We start from the raw sequence: 25,204 nt of genomic DNA on the forward strand, positions 1-25,204 counted from the left end.
GCATGCTGTTCAAGCCGCGGAACCTCTCTCACTAAATCTCAAATAACGAAGATCGGATATTATTTAGCAACCGTGTGGATTGGATGTCCAAGCGCTACTTCAGCAGCGTCCAGAACGATCTCACCCAGTGTTGGATGCGCATGGATAGTCAAGGCGATATCTTCGAGAGTAGCACCCATCTCGATAGCCAGAGCAAGCTCAGCAATCATGTTGGAAGCTTCCAGACCGATGATTTGCGCGCCCAGTACAAGTCCGGTGTCGGCATCGGAAACGAGCTTCACGAAGCCTTCAGTTGCGTTAAGCGACATTGCGCGGCCGTTGATTGCGAATGGGAATTTGCCCACTTTTGTTTTGTGGCCTTTGTCTTTTGCTTCTTTCTCGGAAAGACCAACTGCTGCGCATTCCGGATCGGAGAAGCATACGGCCGGCACGCATTTGTAATCGATAACGCTAGGCAGACCGGAGATTGCTTCTGCCGCGATGCGGCCTTCGTACATGGCTTTGTGAGCAAGCGCAGGACCAGCGATGATGTCGCCGATAGCGTAGATGTGCGGGTTGCTTGTACGGCATTGCGCGTCAACTTCAACCAGGCCGCGCTCGCCGACTTTAACGCCAGCCAGCTCAAGACCCAGGTCTCCGTCAGTGTTAGGACGACGGCCAACGGTAACGAGCAGGTAGTCTGCGGTTACTTTCTCTTCTTTGTCGCCAACTTTGTAAGTCAGCGTAACGTCTTTATCGGTTTGCTCAGCGCCTTGAGCCATTGCGCCGGTAACGATATCCACGTTAGTGCCTTTCAGTTTCTTAGCAACGATCGAACCCATATCTTTATCGAAGCCTGGAAGAATTGCGTCTCCGCCTTCGATAATGGTTACTTTCGTACCGAACTTGGAGTACATTTGGCCAAGCTCGATGCCGATGTAGCCGCCGCCGATCACGATGATGCTTTTCGGAATTTCAGGCAGCGACAAAGCGCCTGTCGACGACACGATGCGGCCGCTGAACGGGAATGCTTTCAGCTCGATTGGACGGGAGCCTGTAGCGATGATGCAGTTTTTGAAACGGTAGCGCGGTGCTTCTTGATCGTTGAAGACACGTGCTTCGTTCTCGTTGATGAACATAACTTCGCCGTTGAAATATTGCACTTTGTTCGCTTTCAGAAGCGATGCAACGCCGCCGGTCAGTTTTTTAACGATACCGTTTTTGAACTCTTGCACTTTGTTCCATTCCACTTTCACGTCGCCGGCAGTAATGCCGAACGCCGATGCATGGCTGATGGACTCGTATTGATGCGATGCCGAGATCAGAGCTTTCGAAGGGATACAGCCCACGTTCAAGCAAACGCCGCCTACATTTTCCTTCTCGACAACAAGAACGCTTTGACCAAGCTGCGCTGCGCGGATTGCCGCAACATATCCGCCTGGTCCTGCACCGATGACTAGAGTATCAATATCTAATGATGGATCTCCTACTACCATTGTAGTTACACCTCCATGATGAATAATTCTGGTTGACCCAGAAGTTGTTTAATGTAATTCATAAAGTTTTGAGCCGTTGCGCCGTCGATGAGACGGTGGTCGAAGCTCAGCGACAGAGCCATTACAGGAGCTGCCACGATTTCGCCGTTGCGCACAACCGGCTTCTCGGAAATACGGCCAGTACCCAGGATAGCAACTTCAGGGAAGTTGATTACCGGAGTAAAGAACATACCGCCAGCGGAACCGATGTTGGAAATCGAAATGGTGCTGCCTTTAAGCTCAGCGGCAGTAAGCTTGCCTTCGCGGCCTTTTGCAGCCAGGTCGCGGATTTTGTCGGCAACCATGAAAATATTTTTACGGTCAGCGTCTTCGATAACAGGAACGATCAGGCCGTTGTCCGTATCTGTCGCGATACCGATGTTGTAGTACTTTTTGTAGACGATCTCTTGGCTAGCTTCATCCAGCGTAGCGTTCATGATCGGGAATTGACGGCAAGCCGCAACGAGTGCCTTCACGATGAATGGCAGGTAAGTCAGCTTGGAACCTTTTTTCTCTGCATATGGCTTGTATTTCGCGCGCAATGCAACCAGTTCGGTAACGTCAACTTCGTCCATGATTGTTACGTGAGGAGCAGTGTATACCGATTTAACCATCGCGTTAGCGATTGCCTTACGGATGCCTTTGAACGGTACGCGTTCTTCCGGACGGTAAGCGTCTACTGCCGCTGCTGCCGGTTTAGCTACTGGCGCTTCTGCTACTGCAGGAGCCGCCGCTTCAGTTGCCGGTGCTGCTGCCGCTGGTGCTGCACCGCCGCCGGTTGTAACGTCTTCGCGAGTAATGCGGCCGTTTTTGCCAGTGCCGGTAACCGTCGTCAGGTCAACGCCTTGCTCACGGGCAAATTTGCGAACGCTTGGCGTAGCCAGAACCAGACCGCCGGTTGCTTTTGGAGCTTCCGCCGGTGCAGCCGGTGCTGCCGCTGGTGTTGCTGCAGGCGCAGCCGGTGCTGCCGCTGGAGCTGGTGCCGCCGCCGCTGGAGCTTCAGCTGCCGGAGTATCTTGCTCTGGAACATCACCTTCCGCATCAATGATTGCCACAACTTCGCCAACATGGCAAACCTGGCCGTCTTTCATGCGTACTTCGAGTACAGTACCGTTAACGGGACAAGGCACTTCTACAACTGCCTTATCGTTTTGTACTTCCATGATGATATCGTCATCCGTTACTTTGTCGCCGACTTTAATGTGCACTTTTACGATTTCGCCTTCGTGCAAGCCTTCGCCAAGCTCAGGAAATTTGTATTCAAATTTCGCCACTGTAGTATCCTCCTTAAAAGAATTAGCGCTTACTTTGCGGTAATTCTTACCTCGTAAGCATGAGCTTAAAGAATTAGCACTTACTTTGCGGTAATTCTTGCCTAGTAAGCATTCAATGCGTTTGCCGCCTAATGACGGCTTTGCCCGCCGTTAAGCGGGCATGTATATCCATCATCCGTTAGGATGGTCAGCATTAGAAGCTCAGTACTTTATTAACCGCATCTACGATACGGGCTGGAGTTGGCAGCCAAGTATCTTCGATTTGCGCGAAAGGATACACCGTATCCGGACCGGCAACGCGAAGCACTGGAGCTTCGAGGTGCAGAATCGCTTTTTCGTTGATTTGAGCAATAACTTCCGCAGCTACGCCGGACGTTTTTTGCGCTTCTTGAACAACGATTGCGCGGTTTGTTTTCTTAATCGAAGCCACGATTGTGTCGATATCGAGCGGTACCAGGGAACGCAGGTCGATAATTTCGGCGTTTACGCCGTTCTTCGCCAGCTCGTCCGCCGCTTTCACGGCTGTGTGAACCATCATGCCGTAAGCGATGATCGTTACGTCGGAACCTTCGCGGACAACGTTTGCTTTACCGATCTCAACCGTATACTCGCCTTCAGGCACTTCAGCGCGGAATGCGCGGTACAGGTTAAGGTGCTCCATGAAGAATACAGGGTCATTGTCGCGGATTGCGGCAATCATGAGACCTTTTGCATCATAAGGATTGGATGGAATAACAACTTTAATACCCGGAGTCTGAACAGCAAGACCTTCCAGGGAGTCTGTATGAAGTTCCGCAGCTTTAACGCCGCCGCCAAACGGCGTACGGAATACGATTGGCGAGTTGTAGCGTCCGCCGGAACGGTAACGCATGCGAGCTGCTTGAATGAACATCTGGTCCATTGCTTCATAGATGAAACCAACGAACTGAATTTCGGCAACCGGGCGGAAGCCTTGAATCCCCATACCCACTGCCAGACCGCCGATTGCGGACTCGGCAAGAGGCGTATCGAATACGCGCTCCTCGCCGAATTCTTCTTGCAAACCTTCCGTTACGCGGAATACACCGCCAACTTTACCAACGTCCTCACCGAAGATAAGTACGTTCTCATCACGTTTAAGCTCCACACGCATAGCGTCGCGGATTGCTTCCAACATATTCATTTGAGCCATGATCGTCAGATCCTCCTTCATTTTTGCTCATGCAAAATCCCATCGTCAGGCAAGGGTATTATTGAAAATCAGCCTTTTGCTCTTCCAGGTGCTGAGGCGTTGTTTCGAACATGGAGTCAATCAAGCCGCCAACTGTCATTTTCTCAGTTGCTTCAGCTTTCTTGATGTTCTCGTTAACAGCCGCTTTCGCTTCCTCTTTCACACGGTTTGTATCTTCTTCCGTCCAGAGGCCTTTCTTCTCCAGGAACTTGCCGAAACGAATAAGAGGATCCTTAAGGCCCCATTCCGCTTCTTCTTCTTTCGTGCGGTATTTCGTTGCGTCGTCAGACAGGGAATGCGGACGGAAACGGTAAGTCAGCATCTCGATCAGAGTTGCGCCTTCACCGTTGCGGCCGCGCTCAGCTGCTTCGGATACTGCTTTAATAACAGCAAGAACGTCCATGCCATCGATTTGAACGCCTTTGATACCGGCAGCAACCGATTTATGAGCAACCGACAGAGCAGCTGTTTGCTTCTCGTAAGGAGTTGTGATGGCATAACGGTTGTTTTGAACAACATAGATAACCGGGAGTTTGAATACTCCAGCAAAGTTCATAGACTCGTAGAAGTCGCCTTCAGAAGAACCGCCGTCACCCGTATAAGTAATCGCTACGCGTTTCTCGCCGCGTTTCTTGAATGCCATTGCTACGCCGGCTGCATGAAGCACTTGTGCGCCGATGATGATTTGCGGCATAAGTACGTGTACATCTTCAGGAATTTGACCGCCATGCTGATGACCGCGGGAGTACAAGAAACCTTGGTACATAGGCAAGCCATGCCATACAAGCTGCGGAATGTCGCGGTAGCCCGGGCAAATGAAATCATCTTTATTAAGCGCGTATTCGCTGCCGATCATGGAAGCTTCTTGACCGGATACCGGAGCATAGAAGCCGAGACGGCCTTGGCGGCCAAGATTTACAGCGCGCTCATCCCAAGTACGGGTGAATACCATACGGTACATAATTTCTTTCAATTGTTCGTCAGTCAGGTCCGGCATATATTCCGGGTTAACCACGTCGCCATCGAGCGACAACACGGATATTGGTTTTACAGGTTCCGTTTGAACTTCATATGGCAGTTTGTTAAGCACTTTGCTCATTTTGAACGCTCACCTCGATCATTAATATTTGAAAATCGGAGCTCTCTGTTATAGAATCATAATACACCTGTTTGCCGAATATGGTCAAAGAAAAAAACAAAAAAACCGTTGTTTTTCGCTAATCTGGCCGATTTTACTGATGAATTGTATATGTAACAGATTCGTTTTTTCTGTATAACAGCATAATACAATCAAGGTTCAATACCAGACCATGACAGGAGAACGGGCAGATTCTCATTACCTTACTATTGTTTACCCACATGCCAACCATTCCATTCAGGGGGATTCACATATGACTGATGAACGATATTTGAAGCGTACCGTAGTAAAAGAAATTGTAAAAAGCAGCTACTTGCCCGAAGGCGAACGCAGCTTGCGCGTCTATTTGCCGCCCGGTTATAACGAGGTGCTGAGCTACCCGGTCGTGTACTGCCAGGACGGCGAAGACTTTTTCAATTTCGGCCGGATTGCCACAACGGCAAACCGCATCATTCTCGATGAGGGCGTTGAACCTTTTATTATCGTTGGCGTAGATGTCGACAAAACGTACCGAACAGCGGAATACTCGCCTGGCGGCGACCGTCATGAAGCTTATGTCCGGTTCTTCGGGCAAGAGCTGATTCCATTTATTGAAGGTAAATATCCCGTACGTACCGCTCCCGAGCACCGTCTGCTAGCCGGCGACTCCTTGGGCGGAACGATTTCCTTCCACCTCGCTTTGACTTATCCTGAGCTGTTCACGCGCATTTTGTCGCTATCCGGTGCTTATTATGACCGTTCCCGTGAAATTATGGAAGCTCAAAAGGACCTATCTTGGCTGGAGATCTACATGATTGCCGGCTTCCAAGAGACCGCTTACGATACCGGCCACGGCATCTTTGATTTCCTCGCCATCAACCGGAAGGCCCGTTCCCTTCTGGAAGCTCGTGGCGCGAAAGTAACCTATGCCGAAAAAGACGGCGGCCATCAGTGGGGCTTCTGGCAGCAGGAGCTGCCTGCCGGCCTGATGCATTTTATCGAAGTGGAATAATATCGAAGAAAGGCCTTCCCGGTTGTCTTCTGACAAGGGAAGGCCTTTTCTAATTGCCGCTGCACTTATTTCAGGTCGTTAACGATCCGATCGAGAAGCCGTTCGCAGCCCTCGGTCACAAGCTCGTACACATAATCGAAGTTGCCTGTGTAATACGGGTCCGGCACATCGTCCTCGGCCGCTTGGGGCAGCATGTCCATAAACTTGAAGATTTTCGCCGAATGCGACGCGTCTCCGATGATACGGCGTACATCCGCTTCATTTTTCGTATCCATGCAGACGATATAATCGAATGTTTTGTCCTGGGCGGTGAATTGTCTCGCTTTCATCCCGGCATAGGAAATGCCGTGAAGATCAAGCTGCTTGCGCGTTCCTTCATGGGGAGGCTTTCCGATATGCCAATCCCCCGTTCCCGCGGAATCAATCTCGATGACGTCCGTCAGCCTCCTCTTCTCTACCAGGCTGCGGAATACGGCTTCCGCCATGGGCGAGCGGCAAATGTTGCCGAGGCAAACAAACAATACGCGCGCGTTATTCATATAATGCCACCCTCCTTCTGTTTAAGCGATCTGCGGGGCAGTCTCCACTTATAATAAACCGACAACATGCGGAACACGATAACGATAACAAAGAGGAATAATAGCTGTATGGTCGTATGGAACCAGCCTTCGCCTACTGCCAGGCCTGCGAGCATCGCCCATACCGCATAGATTTCATCCTTCAGCACAAGCGGCTTCCTGCCTGCCAGCACATCGCGGATAATGCCGCCCCCGATCCCGGTCAGCATCGCGGCCACTAGAACAGCGCTGATCGGATGGTTCATTTCCGTAGCGTACAATGCACCTTGAATAGCAAATGCGGATAAGCCGATGGCATCAAAAAACGCTTCGCTTTTTTTCCATTTGTTAATCCAGGATACAGGCAGCAGAAACGCAATCGTCATGGCAATAACCGCAATTTCCAGCAAGCTCCCCTGGTTCCATAACGTTGTAACCGGCCGGCCGATGAGCAGATTTCGAATAACCCCGCCCCCAAACGCGGTCACAAGCCCCAGCACGAATACGCCCAGAATGTCATATTCTTCCTCCATGGCAACGATCGCGCCGCTGACCGCAAAGGCAACCGTACCGATAATACTGAAAACGCCAAAGATGTCCAACTCCAAACTCCTCCGCTTCCATGATGACCGTCCATTCGCGCATGCTCCGGCACTCCTGTCGGTATGTCCTTCATCATTTTAGCCGCGGATATCCGGTTTGACAATTGCTACTTTTGCCACTTCTTCTTTCTTTTTTCTCAAAAACCTAGTTTTATGCCCCGGCTTCGCATTATACTGGCTTCAGCACTATGCTGGCAGAAAGGAAGATTAACGATGAACAACCGGATAATGATCTGTACGGGAGGCCGTTTAGGCGAGTGGGTCCGTCCCTATATCCGTCCAGGCGATCGGTTAATAGGAGCTGACCGCGGCGCTTTGTTCCTCGTACAGCACGGATACACGCCGGATCTCGCGCTTGGCGATTTCGATTCCGTGACTCCCGATGAACTTGAGCTTATCCGTGCCGTCAGCCGGGAAACGATCACGTACGACCCGATAGACAAGGATTACACGGATACCGAGCTTGCCTTTCGTTACGCGCTTGAGCAATCTCCTGCCGAGATTCGAATGCTCGGGGCATTGGGGAGCCGGTTTGACCATTCCCTTGCGAATGTCCACCTATTGAAGCTTGCAATCGACCAAGGCATTCCGGCATCCATTACCGATGAGCATAATACGATTTCCCTTGCAGAGGAAGGAACTACCGAGCTGCATCAAAGCGAATACAGTCATATCTCGCTCCTCCCGCTGTCCGAAGAGGTAACCGGGATTACGCTGCGCGGATTCGTCTATCCGCTGCACGAAGCAACGCTGCGGATCGGCCAATCCCTCGGCATTAGCAATATTCTTGCTGAGCCCGCAGGCACCTTGACCGTCCGCACGGGTACATTATTAGTTGTCCAGAGTAAAGATTAACGGGGCGAAGCCTGTCATTCCCCGGTTACGTCAGGCTTCGTCTCGATCGTTAAGCCCTCTACATACTTGCGGCCCATCAGCTTCCGCTTCTTCCGGTTTTCCTTCGTATCGAATACGATATCCATATCATAATCCGCTCCTGGATACAGCTTCTCTCTGCTGATGTACGGTTTAATCCGTTTCCGGTTGAACGACATCTTTTTCCCCTGCACCTGAACGATTACTTCTCCCCGCTCGTCAGCGGGTTGAAATACAATCCCGGCACGTTTCAGCGGATAGATCCATACGGCGTCTCCCGTGGCGTAGACTGGAGCAGATGATTTTTCCTTAGAGTTGTTCGTCACGTCTGGCTGCTCTGCCTGTTTCGGCAGAGCATGACGTTCAACAATTGTCGTCTCCTCGTCATGACCTTCTTCATCGGCCGATTCATCCAATCGAATCTCCACTCTTCCCTCCGCAAGCTTCTCGGCCCGCTTCATCACATGCTCGGGAAGACCGAACCTTCTCGCAATCGCAAAAGCATGGCTCTCGCCCGCTTCCCCAATCTCCAACCGGTACAGAGGACGCAGCGTTTCGGAATCAAAGGCCATTCTGGCATTCATGCAGCCGCGCGTTCTGGAAGCAAATTTCTTAATCTCGTTAAAATGCGTTGTTGCCCCCGTTAAAGCTCCGCGTTTCAGCAGCTCTTCCAGCACCGCAATGGATAAGGCGATCCCCTCGCCGGGATCCGTACCCGCAGCGAGCTCATCCAGAAGAATAATCGTCCGCTCATCGGCAGAACGAAGCATCTCCTTCAGTACGGCGATATGCGAAGAAAATGTGCTGAGCGACTGCTCCAGACTTTGTCCGTCTCCTACGTCGGCCATAATATGGCGGAAGACGCCAAACCTACTTTGCGGGGAAGCCGGCACAAGCAGACCGGATTGCACAAGCAACGCCAGCAGGCCAATAGTCTTCAGCGCTACCGTTTTGCCCCCTGTGTTAGGCCCGGTAATAATAAGCTGTTTCCACCCGATACCCAGCTCGACATTAATCGGTTCGGCGTGACCTCCAAGAAGCGGATGACGGGCTTCTACAAGCTTAATGACCGGTTCTTCGCTAAGCGTCACGGGCTGGCCGTCATAGGACAGCGAGAGCTTGCCTCTAGCCAGCATGAAATCAAACGACGCCATCGCTTCGCGGTTTTGCAGCAGCTCATATTTATACTGCTCCGCTTCGTCCGACAATCTGGACAAAATAATCGTCAGTTCCCGCTCCTCCTCCGCCGACCATTCCTGCCACTCCTGCTGCAGCTCCGCAACGTCAATCGGTTCAATAAACAAGGTCTGGCCGCTTGCCGACTCATCCCATACGGTACCGGGTACCAGCTTCCGATGCTCCCGTTTGACGGATATAACGGATCTTCCTCTCCGCTTGCTGATAATCGGATCCTGAAGCGCCGACTTGTATTTGGAGAGCGAAGCTTCCAGCTTCTTGTGAATGCGGTCCTCAATCACGATGAGTTGGCGGCGGATGGTCCCGAGATCGGGACTGGCTTGATCCGTCAACCGGCCGTACCGGATACAACGGTCGAGCTCCTGCCTGAGATTCGGACAGTCATTCATCGAATCGGCATAAGCCGCAATCGTTGGGGCGATCATTCGTTTATTGTTCATGTAACGCTTCATTTGCCCGATGGAAACAAGCCATGCGAGCAGCTGGTCAAGCTCCGTTTCCGTATAAATCCTTCCTTTCCCAAGCAAGGCCAGGAACGGATCTATTCCGTCCATGGCCGAGAGCGGAACGCTTGCTCCGCTCGCCAGCAAAGCCGCAGCTTCCTCCGTCTCGTTCAACCATGCCCGGATTTGTTTCGGATTGGTGCTCGGGACGTGCCGCTCCGCCAAAAGGCGACCTGCGGGGGAAACGGTGTAGCCGATCATTTTGTCTTTCAATTTGTCATATTCCAGTCTTTTAAATACAGCCTCGTTCATGTTTAGATGCTCCTTTATCTGTTTTTGGGTATAAAAAAAGGAACAGAACGCAGAAGCGTTCCGTCCCTGTATCGGCTGCACCTATCCCGTCATAGGCTCCGCAGCGCACAAAAAAACCGTGCTGCAAGAGCACGGGTGATTGGCCGCTGCCGAATAGCATTCAGGCGGAAATCCTCATGTCCTTAACTCATGGCACCGGTCCTTGTCAAAAGACGTCGCAGAAGAAGCATGCGTAATGATGCAAATTTTGCATCCGCAAGCCGTTCAAGCTCATCTAACAAGACCGATTTATCCAATTAAGAGTTAAGAACACCAGCAAACATTAAAATTTCCCCTTTCGGAATAAGCAAAAAAGCTATGAAATAGCTAAATCCGTTAGCTATACACACAATGTACGCTAACGGATTACCATTTGTCAATCTATTTACCTACAGAAACTTCCATACCGGTTAACGCAAACTCCGCAAAGGTAGGCAGAGGGTACGATTTTCTCAGATCAATATCATGCGACATATGCGTAAACAAAGTCCTCTTGGGTTCCCACACGGGAAGGAGCTCAAGCGCCTCCGTCACATCATACACAGACCGCGATTCGTATAGGAAGTTCTCTTTGTAAAAACTAGTGCCGAGCACCAACAGATCGAGTCCGTAAAGCGGCTTCTGCTGCTCGCCTGTCAGTCCGATGGAATCGGAGCAGTATGCCCATGCCATCCCCGAATCCTTCTGGTCAAACCGGAACGCATAGGCGTATCCGTTCTTCCCGTGATTCACTTTCCAGGCGGATACCTCCCAGCCGCCGAAGGTGCAAGGCTGATCAATCGGTATAAAAGACATGTTCCGACCCAGCCAAGGAAAACGCTGCAGGATCTCCGCGATAACCTCGGCAGGGGCGTATGCTTCCCCTTTTACCCCTAACCACCGGCAGGCATCCGCCCATTCGGGCAATCCGCCGATATGGTCGAAATGGGCATGCGTGATAAGAATGCGGTTCACGAACCGGAGCCCCGCAGCTTCCATTTGTCTGCCCCAATCCGGTCCGCAGTCGATCATCATTGTACCAAAGTCGGGCGAGTCAAGCTGGATAAGGGAGCGGTACCGGCGGTTGACTCCGCCTGTACGCGCCTCCCCGCAAACCTCGCAGTCGCAGTAGACGCGGGGCACCCCCATCGCATCTCCCGTTCCGCGGAACGTAATGGTGATCATATCGGCAGCAGCTCGAGTTTATCGCGTCCGCGAAGCCCTTCCACCATATCAAGCCACTGCTGGGGCTTGTTAGGCAATGCCGAGTAGTAGATCTCGAGGAATTGAACAACGAGGGCTGCAGGAATTGCAGCTAATTCTTCATCGGCCGGCAGGAAGCATAGATTAAGACCTTCAACCGCTTCCCCGTTATGCTCCCAAGACGGATGCACGTAAGGGAAGTTAATCATTTTATAGCCGATATGCGATAAAACCTCGCGGCGGACGAACGGATTCATCGGCGTTACACCGCCGAATTCATGCTCGCCTCTCTCGTAAGGGTTATAGATTTCGGCAAACATGCCGATTGGAGCCGTGCCGGATTCGCGGGCAAGTCTCGCCAGGTCCTTCTCGCGGCTCCGCATCAGGAAACGGCCGATCCCCTTATTCGCCACGCCGATAATCGTAAAGTCGGTCATCGCAACGCGAAGCTCAGGATAATAGCGGTATTCGGTCGACCCCACGACTTCGCCGTTGTCTACTGCGACATAGACATGAATGCTTGGATCTTCAAGCGGCTCTCTCCATAGCTCGTAAGCCAGTACCTCTTCAGGCGGGAAAATGCGTTTGAGCAGCTCGTGAAGCGATGCGAAGTAAGGATCGTTGATGGATGTAATGCGGTGGTATTGCATGATTATTCTCCTCTCACTATGGATAGCCGTGGGCTGGCACTATGAGAAAGCTCGGGCTTTCTCTCCGTGCCTGCACGGACTATAAAATTCGAAGTCGAAAAAATAATGGCACTAACCTAGAGAAAAGGATTGCGCCATTCCATCAGAGCCGCGTAATTACAGGACTCTTCGTCGTCCAGATAGTCGGACGCAATTCCGACCGGCGTTCGGCCGCAGCGCAGAAGGAACGTAATGACCGGATCCTTGTAGACCCCCGTCATCACCTTGCCCAGGTATTGCTCCGGGGTCTCTTCCGCCGCGTACTTATGGTAGCCCGGCATTCTGCCGGCTCCCAGCAGGCGCTTAAGCTGCAGATGCACAACGGTCTCGTACATGGACTGAAGCAGCCATTTGCCGATACCCGCTTTACGGTAGGCGGGAATAACGCAAATGTCCGCAACGTATAACGTATCCCCTTCGGGATTGTGGTTGCGGATATAACCGCTGTCCGTAATCTGCTCCCAGCTGTGAGATTCATAATATTGATTCATATCCACGATAAGCCCGGTCATGGATCCGATCACTTTGCCTCCGATTTCGCAGCACAATGCGCCTTCCGGGAACCGGGTAATATGCTCATTCAGCTGCTCCTCGCTCCACCATAGCTCCTCCGGATAAGGAGGCGGGAAGCATTCGCTCTGCACCGCAATCAAGCCTTGGAAATCTTCCTTCGTATACGAACGTATTATAGCTTCCGTTGGGACTCCGTCATGAATGACATATAATTGCTTGCGCATTTCAAGCCCTCCTTCCGCCGCCGCAGCTTATGCCCAGTCCGTATACAGATCCGTACGACGGTCTCTCCAGGTCGTTACGGAGCCGGCATTACGAACATCTTCCAGCAGCTTCAGGTCAAGATCCGCTACGATTAGCATGTCGTCGTTAATGACGCCTTCGCTCAAAATCCCAGCAGGCGGGAACGGTATGTCGTTTGGCGTGATCACCGCGGCCTGACCATAGTTCGCGCGCATAAAGTCAACCTTGCGCAATGCCCCTACCGTACCGGTCGTTACGATGTACACCTGATTCTCCACCGCTCTTGCATGGCAGCAGTACCGGACGCGGTAGAAGCCATGACGGTCATCCGTGCAGGATGGGCAGAAAATAACGTCCGCGCCTTTAGCGCGCGCCATCCGGACAATCTCCGGAAATTCGATATCATAGCAGGTCAGCATAGCGATGGTGCCAAACGGCGTCTCGAACACCTGCAGACCGTCGCCCGGCGACATATTCCATTCGCTGACTTCGGTAGGCGTAAGGTGGATTTTCGCCTGACGGTCAATCTTCCCGCCTGGATGGAACAGATGAGCCGTGTTCTGGCGCTTGCCGTCACCGGCATCCACCACATGCGTCCCGCCAACGATATGCATGTTGTATTCGGCAGCGAGAGACCGGAACAAGCTTTCATACTGCTCCGTGAATTCAGGCAGACGGTCAATCGGCAAAGCCTTGCCGGTATCGTCGCCAATCGATAACAGCTGAGTAGTCAGAAACTCCGGAAACAAAATAATCTCGGTTCCGTACTCGGACGCATTTCGAACATAATGCGTCACCTGCGCTGCAAATTCTTCAAACGAACCAATGTCCTCAAGCTTATATTGCACAGAGGCAACCCTGTATTTCAACGAACCTCTCCCCTTTGCTCCCTTACTTTCTTTGTTTGAACTGAAGCGTAATGGTTGTCCCTAGATCCGGCAGGCTGAATACGTCAATCTTGCCTTCATGCAGATCCACGATACGCTTGGCAATCGAGAGCCCAAGTCCGGCTCCGCCAGTCGCGCGGCTTCTTGCCCCGTCTACGCGGTAGAAACGCTCGAACATATGCGGAATCTCATTTTCCGGAATGCCGATCCCCTTATCCTTCACTTCAATCTTCACGATATTTTTCGCCACGCTGAGGGAAACATCGATCGGATCTTTACTGTATTTAATCGCATTGTCCAGCAGGATGACAAGCAGCTGCTGGATTTTGTCCTTATCCCCGTACATTCGGATGGATCTCGACAAGGCTTTCACCCGTATCGGACGTTGGAAGGTCGTCTGGAGCATAACCGCCAGCTCTTCGACAACCAGCACCACGTCGAACATTTCTTGATTCAGCCAATCTTCCTGCTCGGCTTCCGCCAGCATCAGCATGGACTTCGTCAAGGTCTGCAGCCGGCTTGCTTCTTTATCGATGGCTTCGATAGCCTCGTCGCGAATGCTCGCGTCGTCGCGTCCCCAGCGCTTCAGCATACCCGCGTAGCTGCTAATTACCGTAAGAGGGGTTTTCAGCTCGTGGGAGGCATCGGCCACAAACTGCTTCTGCCGCGCGAACGTTCGGTCAAGCCGGTCGATCATCTGGTTAAAAGCACGCACCAGCTGCTGCAGCTCTGCCGATTCCTCGTGACTGGAAGGCTCGATTTTACGCAGCTTGCCGCTTCTGTCGATCTCGCGCATCGTATTAATCATCTGCTGCATCGGCGAAGTGAGCCGCGAGGTGAACCAATACGTCCCGAAGATGGCGAACAGAATAGCCCCGGCACTAGTTACCGACAAGGCTGCGACAAGGATTTGCAAATAATCGTCCAATTCATTCAGCACCCGGTTGATTTCCAGCATTGCTACCACGTTTGGCCCGTCATAGATCGGCACGCGCATGTACATGATGCGCTCGCTGCCTTTCTTGATCATCCCGGTATCATGATGGCCCTGGAAAGACGCCGGAAGGTTGAGAAGAACGGGATCCGAACCGGTAATATTGACGATTTTGTTATCCGGCCTAATAATTCGTATCATTTCATTGACATTGTAATATTCGCTTAGAAGATCGGGATCATAGATCCCTTTGCCATCCTGTATCTTCGGATTTTCCAGCATCAGATTCACTTTATTCCCGATTACGCGCTGTTCGCTTTCCGTCGTAATCTTGATCACGTAGAAATAAACAAAGATATTAAAGAGAATAAGAATAAAAATGAGCCAGAAAATCGTAAAAAGCGTGAACCGTTTGCGAAGCGTCATGCGTCAGGCTCCTTAATCATATAGCCGACGCCCCTTACGGTATGAATCAGCTTGTGACGGTAGCCCTTATCCAGCTTTTGGCGCAAGTACCGGATATAGACGTCTACCAGGTTGGTTTCCCCGATAAAATCGTAACCCCACACTTCCGATAAAATGTCTTCCCGCGACTTTTCCTCGTTCTTGTTCTCGACCAGATAGACAAGAAGCTCGAACTCGCGCGGCGTAAGCTCAATTACGATTTCCTTCCGGTACACCTTGCGGGTACGCAGCTCGATCGTCAAATCCCCAACCTTGATCAGGTCGGAGCCTTCGGATTCCTTCGGGTACTGCTGGAATATACGCAAAATGTTGCGGACACGGGCAAGCAGCTCCTCCATCGCAAACGGCTTTGTTATATAGTCATTTGCGCCATGCTCAAATCCGCTGACCTTATCAGGTACCGTATCTCTTGCCGTCAGCAAAATAACGGGAACCGGGTTGCCGGCCTGCCGCAGACGGCGAAGCACCTCGATACCGTTCAATTCGGGAAGCATCACATCGAGCAATACCAGCTCCCATTCGCCCGTTGAGGCCATTTCATAACCTGTCCGTCCGTCGGCTGCTGTACCGACCGTATATCCTTCATGCTCTAATTCAAGCTGTAAAATGCGGGAAATACCCGCCTCGTCTTCAACTACCAGAACTCGTTCATTCATTGCGAACGTCACCTGCTTCTAAATATGCTATGGACTCGTATTCATCATAAAGAAGGTTTATTTCAATTGCAAGCAAGGTCAGCGCCCAAACCTGACATGAGCAGCATTCCTTTGCGTTTCTTGCGAGATAAAATCAAGCAAAGGCTTATAAGCCTTCTCCAGTGCCTTGCCCATCCCTTTTATATCCGTGGCCCATTTTCCGCGCCATATCGCATCAAGCCACTCGGCTGCCGGCAGCAGCGGAACAGCTGCAACCGGAAGTTCCGGCAGCATTCCGATCCATTCTCTCCTGCCCGAAAATTTGGCATCCTTGTTGGCGATCCACTTCAGGGAAGCGCCGCGAGCTTCAAGCTTTTTGCTCATTTGCTCCAGCTCCAGAATGTGATCCGCCTTCCACCTCGAAGGATAAGGATCGGCAACAACGAGTACAAGGTCCGAATCAAGCAGCCATTCCTTGCGCCAGCTTAACGCGCCGCCGGATACATCGGCAACGGATACGGCAATCTCCTTCTCTCTCAAACGCAGCCTGAGCTTATCCATTTCATCTCTATAGTCTTGGGTAGCCGGATGCTTCTGGGCATGCCACCATACCCCTTGCTCGTTCCAGCTGTAATACCTGTCTTCCCGTTGATCTCGTCCACTCATATTACTTCGCAGCAATGCCGCCCATTCAGGCCGTTCGGATGGAAATTCCGCGGCAGCGCAAGGGATTCCGCCAGCCGCAAGCAGCTTAGCCAGGGTGATCGCCACAAACGTTGCTCCTGCTCCGGATGAGACCGGAACGACGGCAATCTTCAACGTACGGCAGCCTTCCGGATTGCCTCCTTGCGCATTAGAAGTTCTGGCGAATCGTACAGGAGTCTCTGTATTTGAGGCAATGCTGGCAAAAGCATGAAGCTCCCTCTCGACCTCAGCCATCGAATTGTACCGATCCTCGACACGAGGCTGTACCATTCTCCTCAGCAAATCCGCGAATCGGCTTGGCACATCCGTCCGTAATCCCCGGATAAAGCTGCTGTTCCGGTTCACCATGCCTGCATCGTTTGCGTAGCTCCCTTCGCTGAGCAAGTAATAGAGCAAAGCTCCAAACCCGTAGATGTCGGTCCGAACCTCGCTCCGTCCCAGATGCTGCTCGGGGGCTGCAAAGCCCGGCGTTCCCAGCTTCATTGTCGACTGCGTCTGCAGGGCGGTTTTCGATTTGGCGATTCCGAAATCGATCAGCCGAACATGTCCGTTATTTTCAACCATAATATTGGATGGCTTCAGATCGCGATGGATGATTGGCGGAAATTGGCTATGCAAGTATACAAGCGCCGAGCAAATCGGCAGCGCAAGCCTTAATACTTCCCCGAAAGAAAGCTGCCGTTTATGCCGGTCGAACAACTCTCCAAGAGTCAATCCATAGATATAGTCCATAACGATGGCTTCAGCTCCGCAACACGTTAACGTGAAGCTGTCCATAATATGAGGCAGATTCGGATGACTGAGGCGCATCAGCATTCTAGCTTCTTCTGAAGCACGGTCCGAATCCGTCACTTTGATTGCCCGCAGTTTCCCTTGGAGCTTCAAATCCTCGGCGGCGTACACATCCCCCATCCCCCCGCTGCCAAGCTTACCTACCAGCACGTACCGCTCTCCGATTACCGTCCCGGATTCGAGATGATTCAGCCTGCCTTCATTTTGCATGATAACAACCCCCTTATGATAAAAACATGATTAATTACAAAAAAATCCCGGCTTGAAACAAAAGTCCAATTGGACTCCTGTTCAAACCGGGATGCTTTCCCTCTTCTATTCCGTTATATCACGCTTAATGCTTCTTTTCCAAGTATAACGTAATCTCCTCGCGGTTATGGAATAACTGCTTGGCGCGTTTAATGATAAATGCGGTCGAAAAGCGCTCCTTGACCTCTCGAATGGTCTGAAGCGGCTTTTTGTGCATCAGCTTTATCGTAATAATAGCCGTGGCATGCGGGGCAAGCGTCTCTTCCAAATCCAGCACCAGACGGCACATCTGCATAGGGCTCCAGCTCATATCGCAGACAAGCAGGTCAAAGGAGCCCGGCTTGAACTTGACCTCCGATGCATTACGTTTGAGGTACGTCAATGCGGGATGTCCGGCCAGCGACGGGTGCATCTCTCCCGGATCAATCGCCGTTACCCGCAAACCTCGTTCAAGCAGTAAGGATGTCCAGCCGCCCGGAGCCGCTCCAATATCCACCGCGTTCCGGAACTTGGAATAATCAAGACCAAATTCCCGCTCCGCTTCAAGAAGCTTGAATTTGGCGCGCGAGATTTGCCCTTCCTCCCGTTGGAAGCGTATCGCTCCCCCAGGCCAGTCGGACAGCATGTCCACCGGCCGGCCAAAGCCGACATACAGCTCGCTTGCCGCGGCATAAATGGCAATGATAAGATCCGGATTCTGGACGACGGGTTCAGCATCCAGCTCCTCCAATACCGCATCCAGCACAGCCTTTGTGTCAGAAGCGGAATACGGGAACGCCGTCTTGTTCGAGCGGCGGACATGGATAGCCACCTGCTTGTCCTCGAACAGCAGACGAGAACGTCTTATCGTCTCCGACAGCTCCTGCAAATCATCCGCATTCCCTTTGATCTCCACCGTACGATCAACAGGCTGAAGATGTCTCAGGAAAATCGGCTTGTCCGCCGCCACAGCGGCGGCAACGTCATCCGCAGACCTCTCGCTGTCGAATAAAAAAGTTTCTCCGGCGGCAAGCTGCGTTACTTTAACGCCGTCTAAAAGCCGCCGAAGCTCTTCAATTGCATAGGGAGAATACCCCTGATTAGCCGTACCAATCCATCGGCTCACTTCAACACCTCCGTTGTTACACCAAACCAAACCAAACCAAACCAAACCAAACCAAACAAGCGTATATGATCAACTGCCGGCCGCAATTTCGTCAAGCAGCGAGTCCGGCATTGGCCCGTTCATAATTTTCATTTCCATCGGCGCATGGGTCGACAGCATATGATACATGTGCATTCTTCCCGCCGTGCTGGAAGTATGCAGATAGACTTTTTTCGGATAACGGGCCGATTCCACCATATGACGGACGACCTCGTAACCCGTCGGCTCGTTCCAGCCGAGATCATAGTCCAGCGACAAGATATCTATGGCTTCGGAATCAATCAGAAGCTTGCATTCCTCCGCATTCCGGGCGAGCACGAAGCCTTTCGGACAAGGGCGATAGTCATCCAGATATACATGTATCATTATTCATGTCCCCCATTCTCGCATCAGGTTTAATTGCCTTCCATAGGTACCGTCTTCGTCTGAAGGCGTTTCCAGTATAAAAGGAACATTCGCAAGCGCGGGAACGGACATCAGCCACTTCATTCCTTCCTCGCCGATATGACCGCTTCCAAGCGCCGCATGCCGATCTCGTCGAGCGCCAGCCGCGAACATCGAGTCATTGAAATGCACAGCCGCGACATGCTCCAGTACGCCTAATGAGCCGGCTTTCTTCAGCCACTCCGCATCCGTCTCCCCATGCCATAAACCGCTCGCAAACATGTGGCAGGTATCCAGGCAAAAAGCCAGCTTTGCAGGCTCCGCGCATAATCCCCGGATTTGGGCCAGCTCCTCGATGGTCGTCCCCATAAACGTATGCTCGCCCGATTGAATCTCAATCAGCAGCTTGGCATCCCCGTTCCAACGGCTAGTCACTTCATTCAGCGATTGAATAATCGATTGGTAACCGGCAAGCGGTTCCTTCCCTTTATACACGCCAAAATGAACGACAACGCCAATCGAGCCGCAGTTGTTTGCAATATCCAGATCGTTAAGCAGCGATTCAACGGTACGCTGACGGACATCCTCCCGCTCCGAAGCAAGATTCGTCGGATAAGGGGAATGAGCGATGGTCCGTATATCGTACTGCCTGCACAGTTCCGCGCAGCGCTCGGCCTCTCTCCGGTCGAAAGCCTTGATTCCAAGGCTGCGAGGGTTTTTCGGAAAATACTGAAAAGCACTAATGCCGCCCGAATAGGCGGCTTTGGCGGCGGAGGCATAACCTTCTTTTATGCTGAGATGGCGGCCGATGTACATCGCTCTACTGTTCCTTCTGGCAGACCGGGCAGAAGAAAGCTTTGCGCGACGAGATCTCGAACTGCTCGATAGCGGTGCCGCAGACAAAGCATGGCTCTCCCCCGCGATCATACACCTGACAATGATCGTTGAAACCGCCGGTAATCGTATCCCCAGCCGTTAACGGCTGCTCCATGTAGCCACCTTTTGAAATCGCTTCCTTTAACACGATATGCATCGAATCATAGACTCGTTCCCATGTTTCGTCTGTCAAGGAAGGAATTTTTGCGTCCGGGCGAATTTTTGCCGCGAAAGCAATTTCGTCCGCATAGCAGTTGCCGATCCCTGACAACACATGCTGGTCCACAAGCGCTGTTTTGAGCGCGCCTCTCTTCTTATCGAAGCGTGCTTTGAAACGTTCAAGCGTCAATCTTTTATCGAACGGATCCGGCCCAAGCTCGGAGAGCTTCGCATCCGCTTCCTTCACGGACATAAAATGCAAGTAACCGAGCCGCAGGCCGATAAAATACAAATTGCCCGTCGCAAAGCGGATCGTTACCTGTACCGTGCGGTCAGGACGTTCTTCGTCGCTGCCGAAAAAGAGCGTCCCTCCAAGCATCAGATGAAGCACGAGACGCTTGCCGTTATCGAGGTGGAATAACAGGTGTTTGCCTCTGCGTTCCACAAACCATATCGTCCGGCCGACCAATTCCCCTTCGAATTGCCCGGCGTTAATATTAATCGATTTGTCGCGGGTAACTTCCGTACCAGTAATCGGCGAGCCGATAATCAGCTCCGACAATCGTAATCGGTAATGTTCCATTTCCGGTAGTTCCGGCATGCAAGCTCTCTTCCTTCCTGTCCGCTCTATTGCTTTCTCTTATATCCCGATTGAGGACGAAATATACGATACCAGCTTATGCAAATCGTCGCAGACGACGTGAGGCCTGCAGCCTGCGCGTTCCGCGTAATAGTCCAGATTATCCTTCGTCGTTAATCCGGTTAGCACAAGTACCGTTCCGCAGCCCGAAGCATGGCCGGCCGCAATATCCGTTGCCAGATTATCGCCGATGACCCAAGTCTCTTCCGCGGACAAACCAATCTGGCGCAGGGAATAGTCCATTAGAATCTTCGACGGCTTGCCGATCAGCGTAGGCTCCTTGCCGCCAGCCGCCGTAAGCATGGCGCCTATCGATCCGGCGCCGGGAAATAAGCCGCCTTCTCCGGGAAGCAGCAGATCCGGGTTGGTCAACACAAATTCGGCTCCCTGAAGTATCGATCTAACCGCTCTTGTCAACTGTTCGTACGACAGCTGCCGGTCCAGACCCTGCAGGACAAAATCCGGCTGCTCTTCGGTAATCCGCAAGCCCGCTGCTTCCACGGCTTCAATGAGCCCGCTTTCGCCGATAACCAGCACAGAGGCGCCGGGTTTTTGGTTTGCTATGTATTGCGCCGCAGCCTGCGCGGAAGTGCATACGTCGCGCGGCTCGGCGTCGATCCCCATTTGGCGAAGCCGCTCGGCAACGGTTTCCGGGGATACGGTCGAATTATTCGTTACGAACCGGTAAGGCAGCTTCCATTCCCGAAGCTGCCGGATAAGCTCCTCCGCACCGTCAATTCGCTGGGTGCCATGATATAAAGTACCGTCCAGATCAAGGAGCAAGCCCTTCATCGGCGCTGATTGTTCGTTCATTCCGCAAGCTTCCTTCCCGTCTTGCGCAGAAGCCGCTCCCTCCTCTTGCGAAGGCCCTCGATTTCGGCGCGGCGCTTCGCGTCCCTTCTCCCGAGAGGATCGATAAGCGCCAATTCCAATGCTTCTGACACATATGATAAAGCTGAATCGTAGTCCTTCAGCTTATGCTCGTAATACATAGCCAGTTCAATGCTTGCACTCAAGCCAGCCGATCCATGCTGGACCGACTGTATAACAGCCTTCTGCCACAATAACACAGCTCGCTGCCAATTGCCAGCTTTCTTGTCTCTTGCCGCCAGCATGTTCAAAGTGGCGGCTGCGGTGCGTTCACAGCTTAACGCCGCTTCGAACATAAGCTCCGCCCGGCCGACATGTCCCATCTTCTCCAGCCATAAGCCGGTACGGATAAGCTCCTCCGACTCCGCCGGCATCGGCAACTGATAGCCGCCCTCCGTGTTCCCGTTCAACAGATGGCCGAATCGGATGGACAAGCATACCAGCGACAGCATATCAATCTCATTATGCTGATAGACGCCTCGCAGCGGCTCCGGATCGCCGTCGGCTAGAAATTGAAAGTAGAGCTGCGGCGCAAGCGAGCCGGGTACGTCGTCGATCCGCTCGATTCCGAGCCGTTCCTCTTCCACATGGCTTAACCGGAGCGACGCGAGCGTGTTCTTCCATATGCTGCGGGAGGGATGCAGAAAATCAAGATGAAGCGGCTCCCACAGCTTCCGGTTGTATCCGTGCAAAATGAACCGGGTCTGCATAACCGGCCAGTCGAAGGTTTTGCCGTTATAGCTCACCAGATAGCGGTAGCCGCCTAATTTGCCGTTGAGGTAAAATAGCATCGCCCGCTCCTCGGCGGGGTGGCGGATCACCGCTTGCTCCACGATCAGCCCGGAGCCCGACCAATAGGCCAAGCCAACCATAAACGGCACGTTGCCCGTGCCAACGCCAAGCCCCGTCGTCTCAAGGTCGAGATACAATAGCTGTTCGGCGTCAATCGGGACCTCATGGAATGCCCTCAATCCGGCAGAAGCGGAGGGCAGCTCGCCCAAGCAATGAATGCCATGCTGGTGACCGGCAGGGTATACAAGCCTTCTCATCAGAAAACTGCCCGCTTCATTATGAAGCAGCTTCACTCCCATGGATGACCATTCTTCCGACAAGGTTTCCAGATGCTCCGTATCCGCCGCAGGCGGCGGCTCCGGTGCTTGCACGGCCGGTGCGGCTAATTCGGAAGGAGAAGCCGGGCTGCTGCTTCCGCGAAGCCGGTTCATTTTATCGCGAAGACTGCTCATTTCCCGTTCCTCCTCCCTTTTACTAGATCAACATGCAGATTTATAACAGGGATAATAGCTGAACGCTTTTCTGCTTCCCGTTGATTCCTTCGATTTCGTTTCCGATACATGATGGACATCCATCCTTGCATGAGCATTTTTTGATTAGATTGGCGGCGGCCTGCTTCACATCGTCAAACCGTTTGTACACGTCGTCGGCTAGCCCGATGCCGCCCGGATAATGGTCGTATATAAAGATCGTCGGCAGACCCGTATGGGCGGCCTTGATCTGGGAAGTAACGTGAACGTCGCTCCGGTCGCACATCACCATGACCGGCACGATGTGCTGAATGACGTTGGCGATGCCTAGCAGCAATTGCTCCAAGACCTTGGTTCCGAGCTCCGGATCGGTATCCTTCAGTTCAAGCCAGGTTGCGCGGGTATGAAGCTCCTGCTCAGGCAGATGGATCGGTCCGGATCCGATATTTTCGAACGTGGTAAGCTTGATCTTCTTGAAAATCGTCGGGATCATCGTAACCGCCACATCCCCTTGATGAACGGCGCCGCTGCCGGAGATTCTGGACTTGTCGATCTCCAGAACCTTCAGATTCACCGCAAGATTGGCGTCGGTATAGTACTCGACATCCACCTCTCGCACGTAGGCCTTCTTATGGTCCCAGTCCAGCTTCTCAACCTGATACTGCACTCCTTCGTGCAGGTAGATAGCTTCGTCATGAAGAAGCGTCATCGCGCTGAACCGGTCCATCTCGCCAATAATGCGGACATCGGCCACGCTCGTCTGATCCACGATCACGACGTTTTCCTGCGATGCGGAACGTAGGCTGATCTCGCTTGCCGGGAAAGCTTGGTTCGCCCAATAAAACGTGTCGCCGCTTCTGTGAAGCACGCGTTCCTCTTGAAGGTATTCGAGAATCTCGCTGATCTCAAGCGGCCCGAATTCCTCCGTATTCTTGAACGGCAACTCGTATGCCGCGCAGCGGACATGATCGACGAGAATAATCAAATTCTCCGGATTAATCCGCGCGGATTCCGGATTGCGGTCGAAGAAGTATTCCGGATTCTGGACGATATACTGATCGATTGGCGTGGAGCTGGCCACCATCAGAATAAGCGCTTCGCCATGCCTTCTTCCTGCCCGTCCCGCCTGCTGCCAGGTACTCGCGACGCTGCCCGGGTATCCGGTCATCACGCAAACTTGAAGCTGCCCGATATCCACGCCAAGCTCCAGGGCATTGGTGCTCACGACTCCCAGAATCTCGCCTTCCCTGAGACCCTTCTCGATCTCCCTCCGCTGCTTCGGCAGGTAGCCGCCCCGGTATCCCCGGATCGACTTCGTGCCGATTTCATTTTTGACCAGCTCTTGGATATGACTGAGGATAATCTCCACCCTTACGCGGCTGCGGGCAAATACGATCGTCTGAATCTTGTTCTTCAGGAATTCCCTCGCCAGATGATTCACTTCAACGGTCGCGCTTTTCCGGATGTTCAGAGGCACGTTAACGATCGGAGGGTTGTAAAAAACGAAATGCTTCCGGCCCCTCGGCGCTCCGTTATCGTCAATTAGCCGCATCGGGCTGCCGGTTAACTGCTCCGCCAACTCTTTCGGGTTCGCAATAGTTGCGGATGTGCAAATAAAGGTCGGATTGCTCCCGTAAAACTTGCAGATACGCTTCAGCCTGCGAATGACATTGGCCACATGGCTGCCAAATACGCCGCGGTAGGTATGCAGCTCGTCAATGACGATATATTTCAAATTCTCGAACAGACTGACCCATTTGGTGTGATGCGGCAGGATGGCGGAATGAAGCATGTCGGGATTCGTTATAACGATATGGCCGGCCTTGCGGACGATCTGGCGGATCGTAGGCGAAGTATCGCCGTCGTAGGTATAGCTCTTGATGTCGATGCCCATCTCGCTTATGATCTCGTTCAGCTCGCTCTTCTGGTCCTGCGCGAGCGCTTTGGTCGGAAACAAATACAACGCGCGGCTTGTATCGTCCTTGGCAATCGCCTGCAGAACGGGCAGGTTGTAGCATAACGTCTTGCCGGATGCCGTTGGCGTTACCGCGACGATATTTTCCCCTCGGGACGCAAACCGGAACGCCGTTCCTTGATGGGTGTACAGCTCGGCAATCCCGCGTTTCTGCAGTGCCTCCCGGATCCGCGGATCCACGCTGTCGTCGAAAGGCGTTGTTTTGGCTTCCTGCGGCTCCATTTCATGCCAATTCACTATATTTTCATTTGAGCGTAATTCCTCAATTAGTTCAGGCAAAGTTTTCTTCTTGAACATAAACGTTCGTCACCCCTTGATACCAACAGTTTAGCGAATATTTGTTCGATTGGCTAGAGGATTCAAGGAAGACATATTTTGGCGGCAGATAAAAAAACCGCCTTCCGTTAGAGGCGGGTCATGATTATGGATTATACATGAGGCGATTCCCAG

23 protein-coding genes are annotated in these 25,204 nt (G+C 52.4%); 2 read left to right on the forward strand and 21 right to left on the reverse strand.

What is annotated here, in order from left to right:
* Positions 1-59 precede the first annotated feature (59 nt).
* The 4 genes from lpdA to pdhA form a co-directional block, all read right to left on the reverse strand.
* The gene (gene lpdA / locus CFI03_RS28375; protein WP_201003307.1) at positions 60-1,475 is read right to left on the reverse strand and encodes a dihydrolipoyl dehydrogenase; all 1,416 of its coding nucleotides are present in this window, start codon (positions 1,473-1,475) and stop codon (positions 60-62) included.
* A 5-nt stretch (positions 1,476-1,480) separates the two neighbouring features.
* On the reverse strand, positions 1,481-2,788 hold the full coding sequence (locus tag CFI03_RS28380; protein WP_248762499.1) for a dihydrolipoamide acetyltransferase family protein: 1,308 nt from the start codon (positions 2,786-2,788) through the stop codon (positions 1,481-1,483).
* Between the two features lie 193 nt (positions 2,789-2,981).
* On the reverse strand, positions 2,982-3,959 hold the full coding sequence (locus CFI03_RS28385) for an alpha-ketoacid dehydrogenase subunit beta (protein WP_127491238.1): 978 nt from the start codon (positions 3,957-3,959) through the stop codon (positions 2,982-2,984).
* Between the two features lie 58 nt (positions 3,960-4,017).
* The gene (gene pdhA, locus CFI03_RS28390) at positions 4,018-5,097 is read right to left on the reverse strand and encodes a pyruvate dehydrogenase (acetyl-transferring) E1 component subunit alpha (protein ID WP_127491240.1); all 1,080 of its coding nucleotides are present in this window, start codon (positions 5,095-5,097) and stop codon (positions 4,018-4,020) included.
* A 292-nt stretch (positions 5,098-5,389) separates the two neighbouring features.
* Here pdhA and CFI03_RS28395 point away from each other — a divergent pair, with 292 nt between their 5' ends.
* Positions 5,390-6,127: an alpha/beta hydrolase gene (locus CFI03_RS28395; RefSeq protein WP_248762500.1), complete on the forward strand. Its 738-nt coding sequence runs from the start codon at positions 5,390-5,392 to the stop codon at positions 6,125-6,127.
* A 65-nt stretch (positions 6,128-6,192) separates the two neighbouring features.
* On the opposite strand, the gene CFI03_RS28400 is transcribed toward CFI03_RS28395, so the two are convergent.
* Both CFI03_RS28400 and CFI03_RS28405 read right to left on the reverse strand, forming a co-directional pair.
* Positions 6,193-6,666 (reverse strand): low molecular weight protein-tyrosine-phosphatase, encoded by a 474-nt coding sequence (locus CFI03_RS28400; RefSeq protein ID WP_127491244.1) that lies wholly within the window; start codon positions 6,664-6,666, stop codon positions 6,193-6,195.
* A complete protein-coding gene (locus CFI03_RS28405; RefSeq protein WP_127491246.1) occupies positions 6,663-7,286 on the reverse strand; it encodes a trimeric intracellular cation channel family protein in 624 nt (207 codons plus the stop codon). The genes CFI03_RS28400 and CFI03_RS28405 overlap by 4 nt, the downstream gene beginning before the upstream one ends.
* Before the next feature lie 213 nt (positions 7,287-7,499).
* On the opposite strand from CFI03_RS28405, the gene CFI03_RS28410 reads away from it, so the two are divergent.
* On the forward strand, positions 7,500-8,141 hold the full coding sequence (locus CFI03_RS28410; RefSeq protein WP_248762501.1) for a thiamine diphosphokinase: 642 nt from the start codon (positions 7,500-7,502) through the stop codon (positions 8,139-8,141).
* A gap of 14 nt (positions 8,142-8,155) precedes the next feature.
* Here CFI03_RS28410 and CFI03_RS28415 read toward each other — a convergent pair whose 3' ends face one another.
* The 15 genes from CFI03_RS28415 to CFI03_RS28485 all read right to left on the reverse strand — a co-directional run bounded on the left by CFI03_RS28415 (position 8,156) and on the right by CFI03_RS28485 (position 25,051).
* Positions 8,156-10,111, reverse strand: a complete 1,956-nt coding sequence (locus CFI03_RS28415; RefSeq protein ID WP_248762503.1) for an endonuclease MutS2 — start codon at positions 10,109-10,111, stop codon at positions 8,156-8,158.
* A gap of 420 nt (positions 10,112-10,531) precedes the next feature.
* Positions 10,532-11,314, reverse strand: coding sequence for an MBL fold metallo-hydrolase (locus CFI03_RS28420; RefSeq protein ID WP_248762504.1), 783 nt, complete (start codon positions 11,312-11,314; stop codon positions 10,532-10,534).
* On the reverse strand, positions 11,311-11,982 hold the full coding sequence (locus tag CFI03_RS28425; RefSeq protein ID WP_248762505.1) for a GNAT family N-acetyltransferase: 672 nt from the start codon (positions 11,980-11,982) through the stop codon (positions 11,311-11,313). Before CFI03_RS28425 ends, CFI03_RS28420 begins: the two co-directional genes overlap by 4 nt.
* Before the next feature lie 116 nt (positions 11,983-12,098).
* A complete protein-coding gene (locus CFI03_RS28430; RefSeq protein ID WP_248762506.1) occupies positions 12,099-12,758 on the reverse strand; it encodes a GNAT family N-acetyltransferase in 660 nt (219 codons plus the stop codon).
* A gap of 27 nt (positions 12,759-12,785) precedes the next feature.
* Positions 12,786-13,646 carry a carbon-nitrogen hydrolase family protein gene (locus CFI03_RS28435; protein ID WP_248762507.1) on the reverse strand — a complete coding sequence of 287 codons (861 nt, stop codon included), beginning with the start codon at positions 13,644-13,646 and terminating at the stop codon, positions 12,786-12,788.
* 22 nt (positions 13,647-13,668) lie between these two features.
* Positions 13,669-15,024 (reverse strand): HAMP domain-containing sensor histidine kinase, encoded by a 1,356-nt coding sequence (locus CFI03_RS28440; protein WP_127491260.1) that lies wholly within the window; start codon positions 15,022-15,024, stop codon positions 13,669-13,671.
* The gene (locus tag CFI03_RS28445; protein ID WP_015844236.1) at positions 15,021-15,719 is read right to left on the reverse strand and encodes a response regulator transcription factor; all 699 of its coding nucleotides are present in this window, start codon (positions 15,717-15,719) and stop codon (positions 15,021-15,023) included. The genes CFI03_RS28440 and CFI03_RS28445 overlap by 4 nt, the downstream gene beginning before the upstream one ends.
* A gap of 78 nt (positions 15,720-15,797) precedes the next feature.
* Complete coding sequence (locus CFI03_RS28450) at positions 15,798-17,405, reverse strand: serine/threonine-protein kinase (RefSeq protein ID WP_248762508.1); 1,608 nt, start codon at positions 17,403-17,405, stop codon at positions 15,798-15,800.
* 124 nt (positions 17,406-17,529) lie between these two features.
* Positions 17,530-18,549: a 23S rRNA (cytidine(2498)-2'-O)-methyltransferase RlmM gene (locus tag CFI03_RS28455; protein ID WP_248762510.1), complete on the reverse strand. Its 1,020-nt coding sequence runs from the start codon at positions 18,547-18,549 to the stop codon at positions 17,530-17,532.
* A gap of 69 nt (positions 18,550-18,618) precedes the next feature.
* Positions 18,619-18,954 (reverse strand): cyclic-phosphate processing receiver domain-containing protein, encoded by a 336-nt coding sequence (locus tag CFI03_RS28460; protein WP_248762511.1) that lies wholly within the window; start codon positions 18,952-18,954, stop codon positions 18,619-18,621.
* A 3-nt stretch (positions 18,955-18,957) separates the two neighbouring features.
* Positions 18,958-19,788 (reverse strand): deoxyribonuclease IV, encoded by an 831-nt coding sequence (locus tag CFI03_RS28465; protein ID WP_248762512.1) that lies wholly within the window; start codon positions 19,786-19,788, stop codon positions 18,958-18,960.
* A gap of 4 nt (positions 19,789-19,792) precedes the next feature.
* Positions 19,793-20,608, reverse strand: coding sequence for a DNA-formamidopyrimidine glycosylase (gene mutM / locus CFI03_RS28470; protein WP_248762513.1), 816 nt, complete (start codon positions 20,606-20,608; stop codon positions 19,793-19,795).
* A 39-nt stretch (positions 20,609-20,647) separates the two neighbouring features.
* Complete coding sequence (locus CFI03_RS28475; RefSeq protein ID WP_248762514.1) at positions 20,648-21,460, reverse strand: TIGR01457 family HAD-type hydrolase; 813 nt, start codon at positions 21,458-21,460, stop codon at positions 20,648-20,650.
* Positions 21,457-22,761 carry a ribonuclease H-like domain-containing protein gene (locus CFI03_RS28480; RefSeq protein ID WP_248762515.1) on the reverse strand — a complete coding sequence of 435 codons (1,305 nt, stop codon included), beginning with the start codon at positions 22,759-22,761 and terminating at the stop codon, positions 21,457-21,459. Before CFI03_RS28480 ends, CFI03_RS28475 begins: the two co-directional genes overlap by 4 nt.
* Before the next feature lie 40 nt (positions 22,762-22,801).
* Complete coding sequence (locus CFI03_RS28485) at positions 22,802-25,051, reverse strand: DEAD/DEAH box helicase (protein ID WP_248762517.1); 2,250 nt, start codon at positions 25,049-25,051, stop codon at positions 22,802-22,804.
* Between the last annotated feature and the right edge of the window lie 153 nt (positions 25,052-25,204).

It is taken from the genome of Paenibacillus sp. ATY16 (genome assembly GCF_003399985.2).
GTDB classification, from domain to species: domain Bacteria; phylum Bacillota; class Bacilli; order Paenibacillales; family Paenibacillaceae; genus Pristimantibacillus; species Pristimantibacillus glycanilyticus.

What these genes read in the sequence shown, in the direction of transcription:
- CFI03_RS28395 (WP_248762500.1), top strand. Translation starts at nt 5,390, where the DNA reads ATGACTGATGAACGATATTTGAAGCGTACCGTAGTAAAAGAAATTGTA.
- CFI03_RS28450 (WP_248762508.1), bottom strand. Translation starts at nt 17,405, where the DNA reads ATGCAAAATGAAGGCAGGCTGAATCATCTCGAATCCGGGACGGTAATC.
- CFI03_RS28445 (WP_015844236.1), bottom strand. Translation starts at nt 15,719, where the DNA reads ATGAATGAACGAGTTCTGGTAGTTGAAGACGAGGCGGGTATTTCCCGC.
- lpdA (WP_201003307.1), bottom strand. Translation starts at nt 1,475, where the DNA reads ATGGTAGTAGGAGATCCATCATTAGATATTGATACTCTAGTCATCGGT.
- CFI03_RS28385 (WP_127491238.1), bottom strand. Translation starts at nt 3,959, where the DNA reads ATGGCTCAAATGAATATGTTGGAAGCAATCCGCGACGCTATGCGTGTG.
- CFI03_RS28485 (WP_248762517.1), bottom strand. Translation starts at nt 25,051, where the DNA reads ATGTTCAAGAAGAAAACTTTGCCTGAACTAATTGAGGAATTACGCTCA.
- CFI03_RS28460 (WP_248762511.1), bottom strand. Translation starts at nt 18,954, where the DNA reads ATGATACATGTATATCTGGATGACTATCGCCCTTGTCCGAAAGGCTTC.
- CFI03_RS28440 (WP_127491260.1), bottom strand. Translation starts at nt 15,024, where the DNA reads ATGACGCTTCGCAAACGGTTCACGCTTTTTACGATTTTCTGGCTCATT.
- CFI03_RS28480 (WP_248762515.1), bottom strand. Translation starts at nt 22,761, where the DNA reads ATGAGCAGTCTTCGCGATAAAATGAACCGGCTTCGCGGAAGCAGCAGC.
- CFI03_RS28415 (WP_248762503.1), bottom strand. Translation starts at nt 10,111, where the DNA reads ATGAACGAGGCTGTATTTAAAAGACTGGAATATGACAAATTGAAAGAC.
- CFI03_RS28420 (WP_248762504.1), bottom strand. Translation starts at nt 11,314, where the DNA reads ATGATCACCATTACGTTCCGCGGAACGGGAGATGCGATGGGGGTGCCC.
- mutM (WP_248762513.1), bottom strand. Translation starts at nt 20,608, where the DNA reads ATGCCGGAACTACCGGAAATGGAACATTACCGATTACGATTGTCGGAG.
- CFI03_RS28475 (WP_248762514.1), bottom strand. Translation starts at nt 21,460, where the DNA reads ATGAACGAACAATCAGCGCCGATGAAGGGCTTGCTCCTTGATCTGGAC.
- CFI03_RS28410 (WP_248762501.1), top strand. Translation starts at nt 7,500, where the DNA reads ATGAACAACCGGATAATGATCTGTACGGGAGGCCGTTTAGGCGAGTGG.
- CFI03_RS28465 (WP_248762512.1), bottom strand. Translation starts at nt 19,788, where the DNA reads ATGTACATCGGCCGCCATCTCAGCATAAAAGAAGGTTATGCCTCCGCC.
- CFI03_RS28400 (WP_127491244.1), bottom strand. Translation starts at nt 6,666, where the DNA reads ATGAATAACGCGCGCGTATTGTTTGTTTGCCTCGGCAACATTTGCCGC.
- CFI03_RS28425 (WP_248762505.1), bottom strand. Translation starts at nt 11,982, where the DNA reads ATGCAATACCACCGCATTACATCCATCAACGATCCTTACTTCGCATCG.
- CFI03_RS28430 (WP_248762506.1), bottom strand. Translation starts at nt 12,758, where the DNA reads ATGCGCAAGCAATTATATGTCATTCATGACGGAGTCCCAACGGAAGCT.
- pdhA (WP_127491240.1), bottom strand. Translation starts at nt 5,097, where the DNA reads ATGAGCAAAGTGCTTAACAAACTGCCATATGAAGTTCAAACGGAACCT.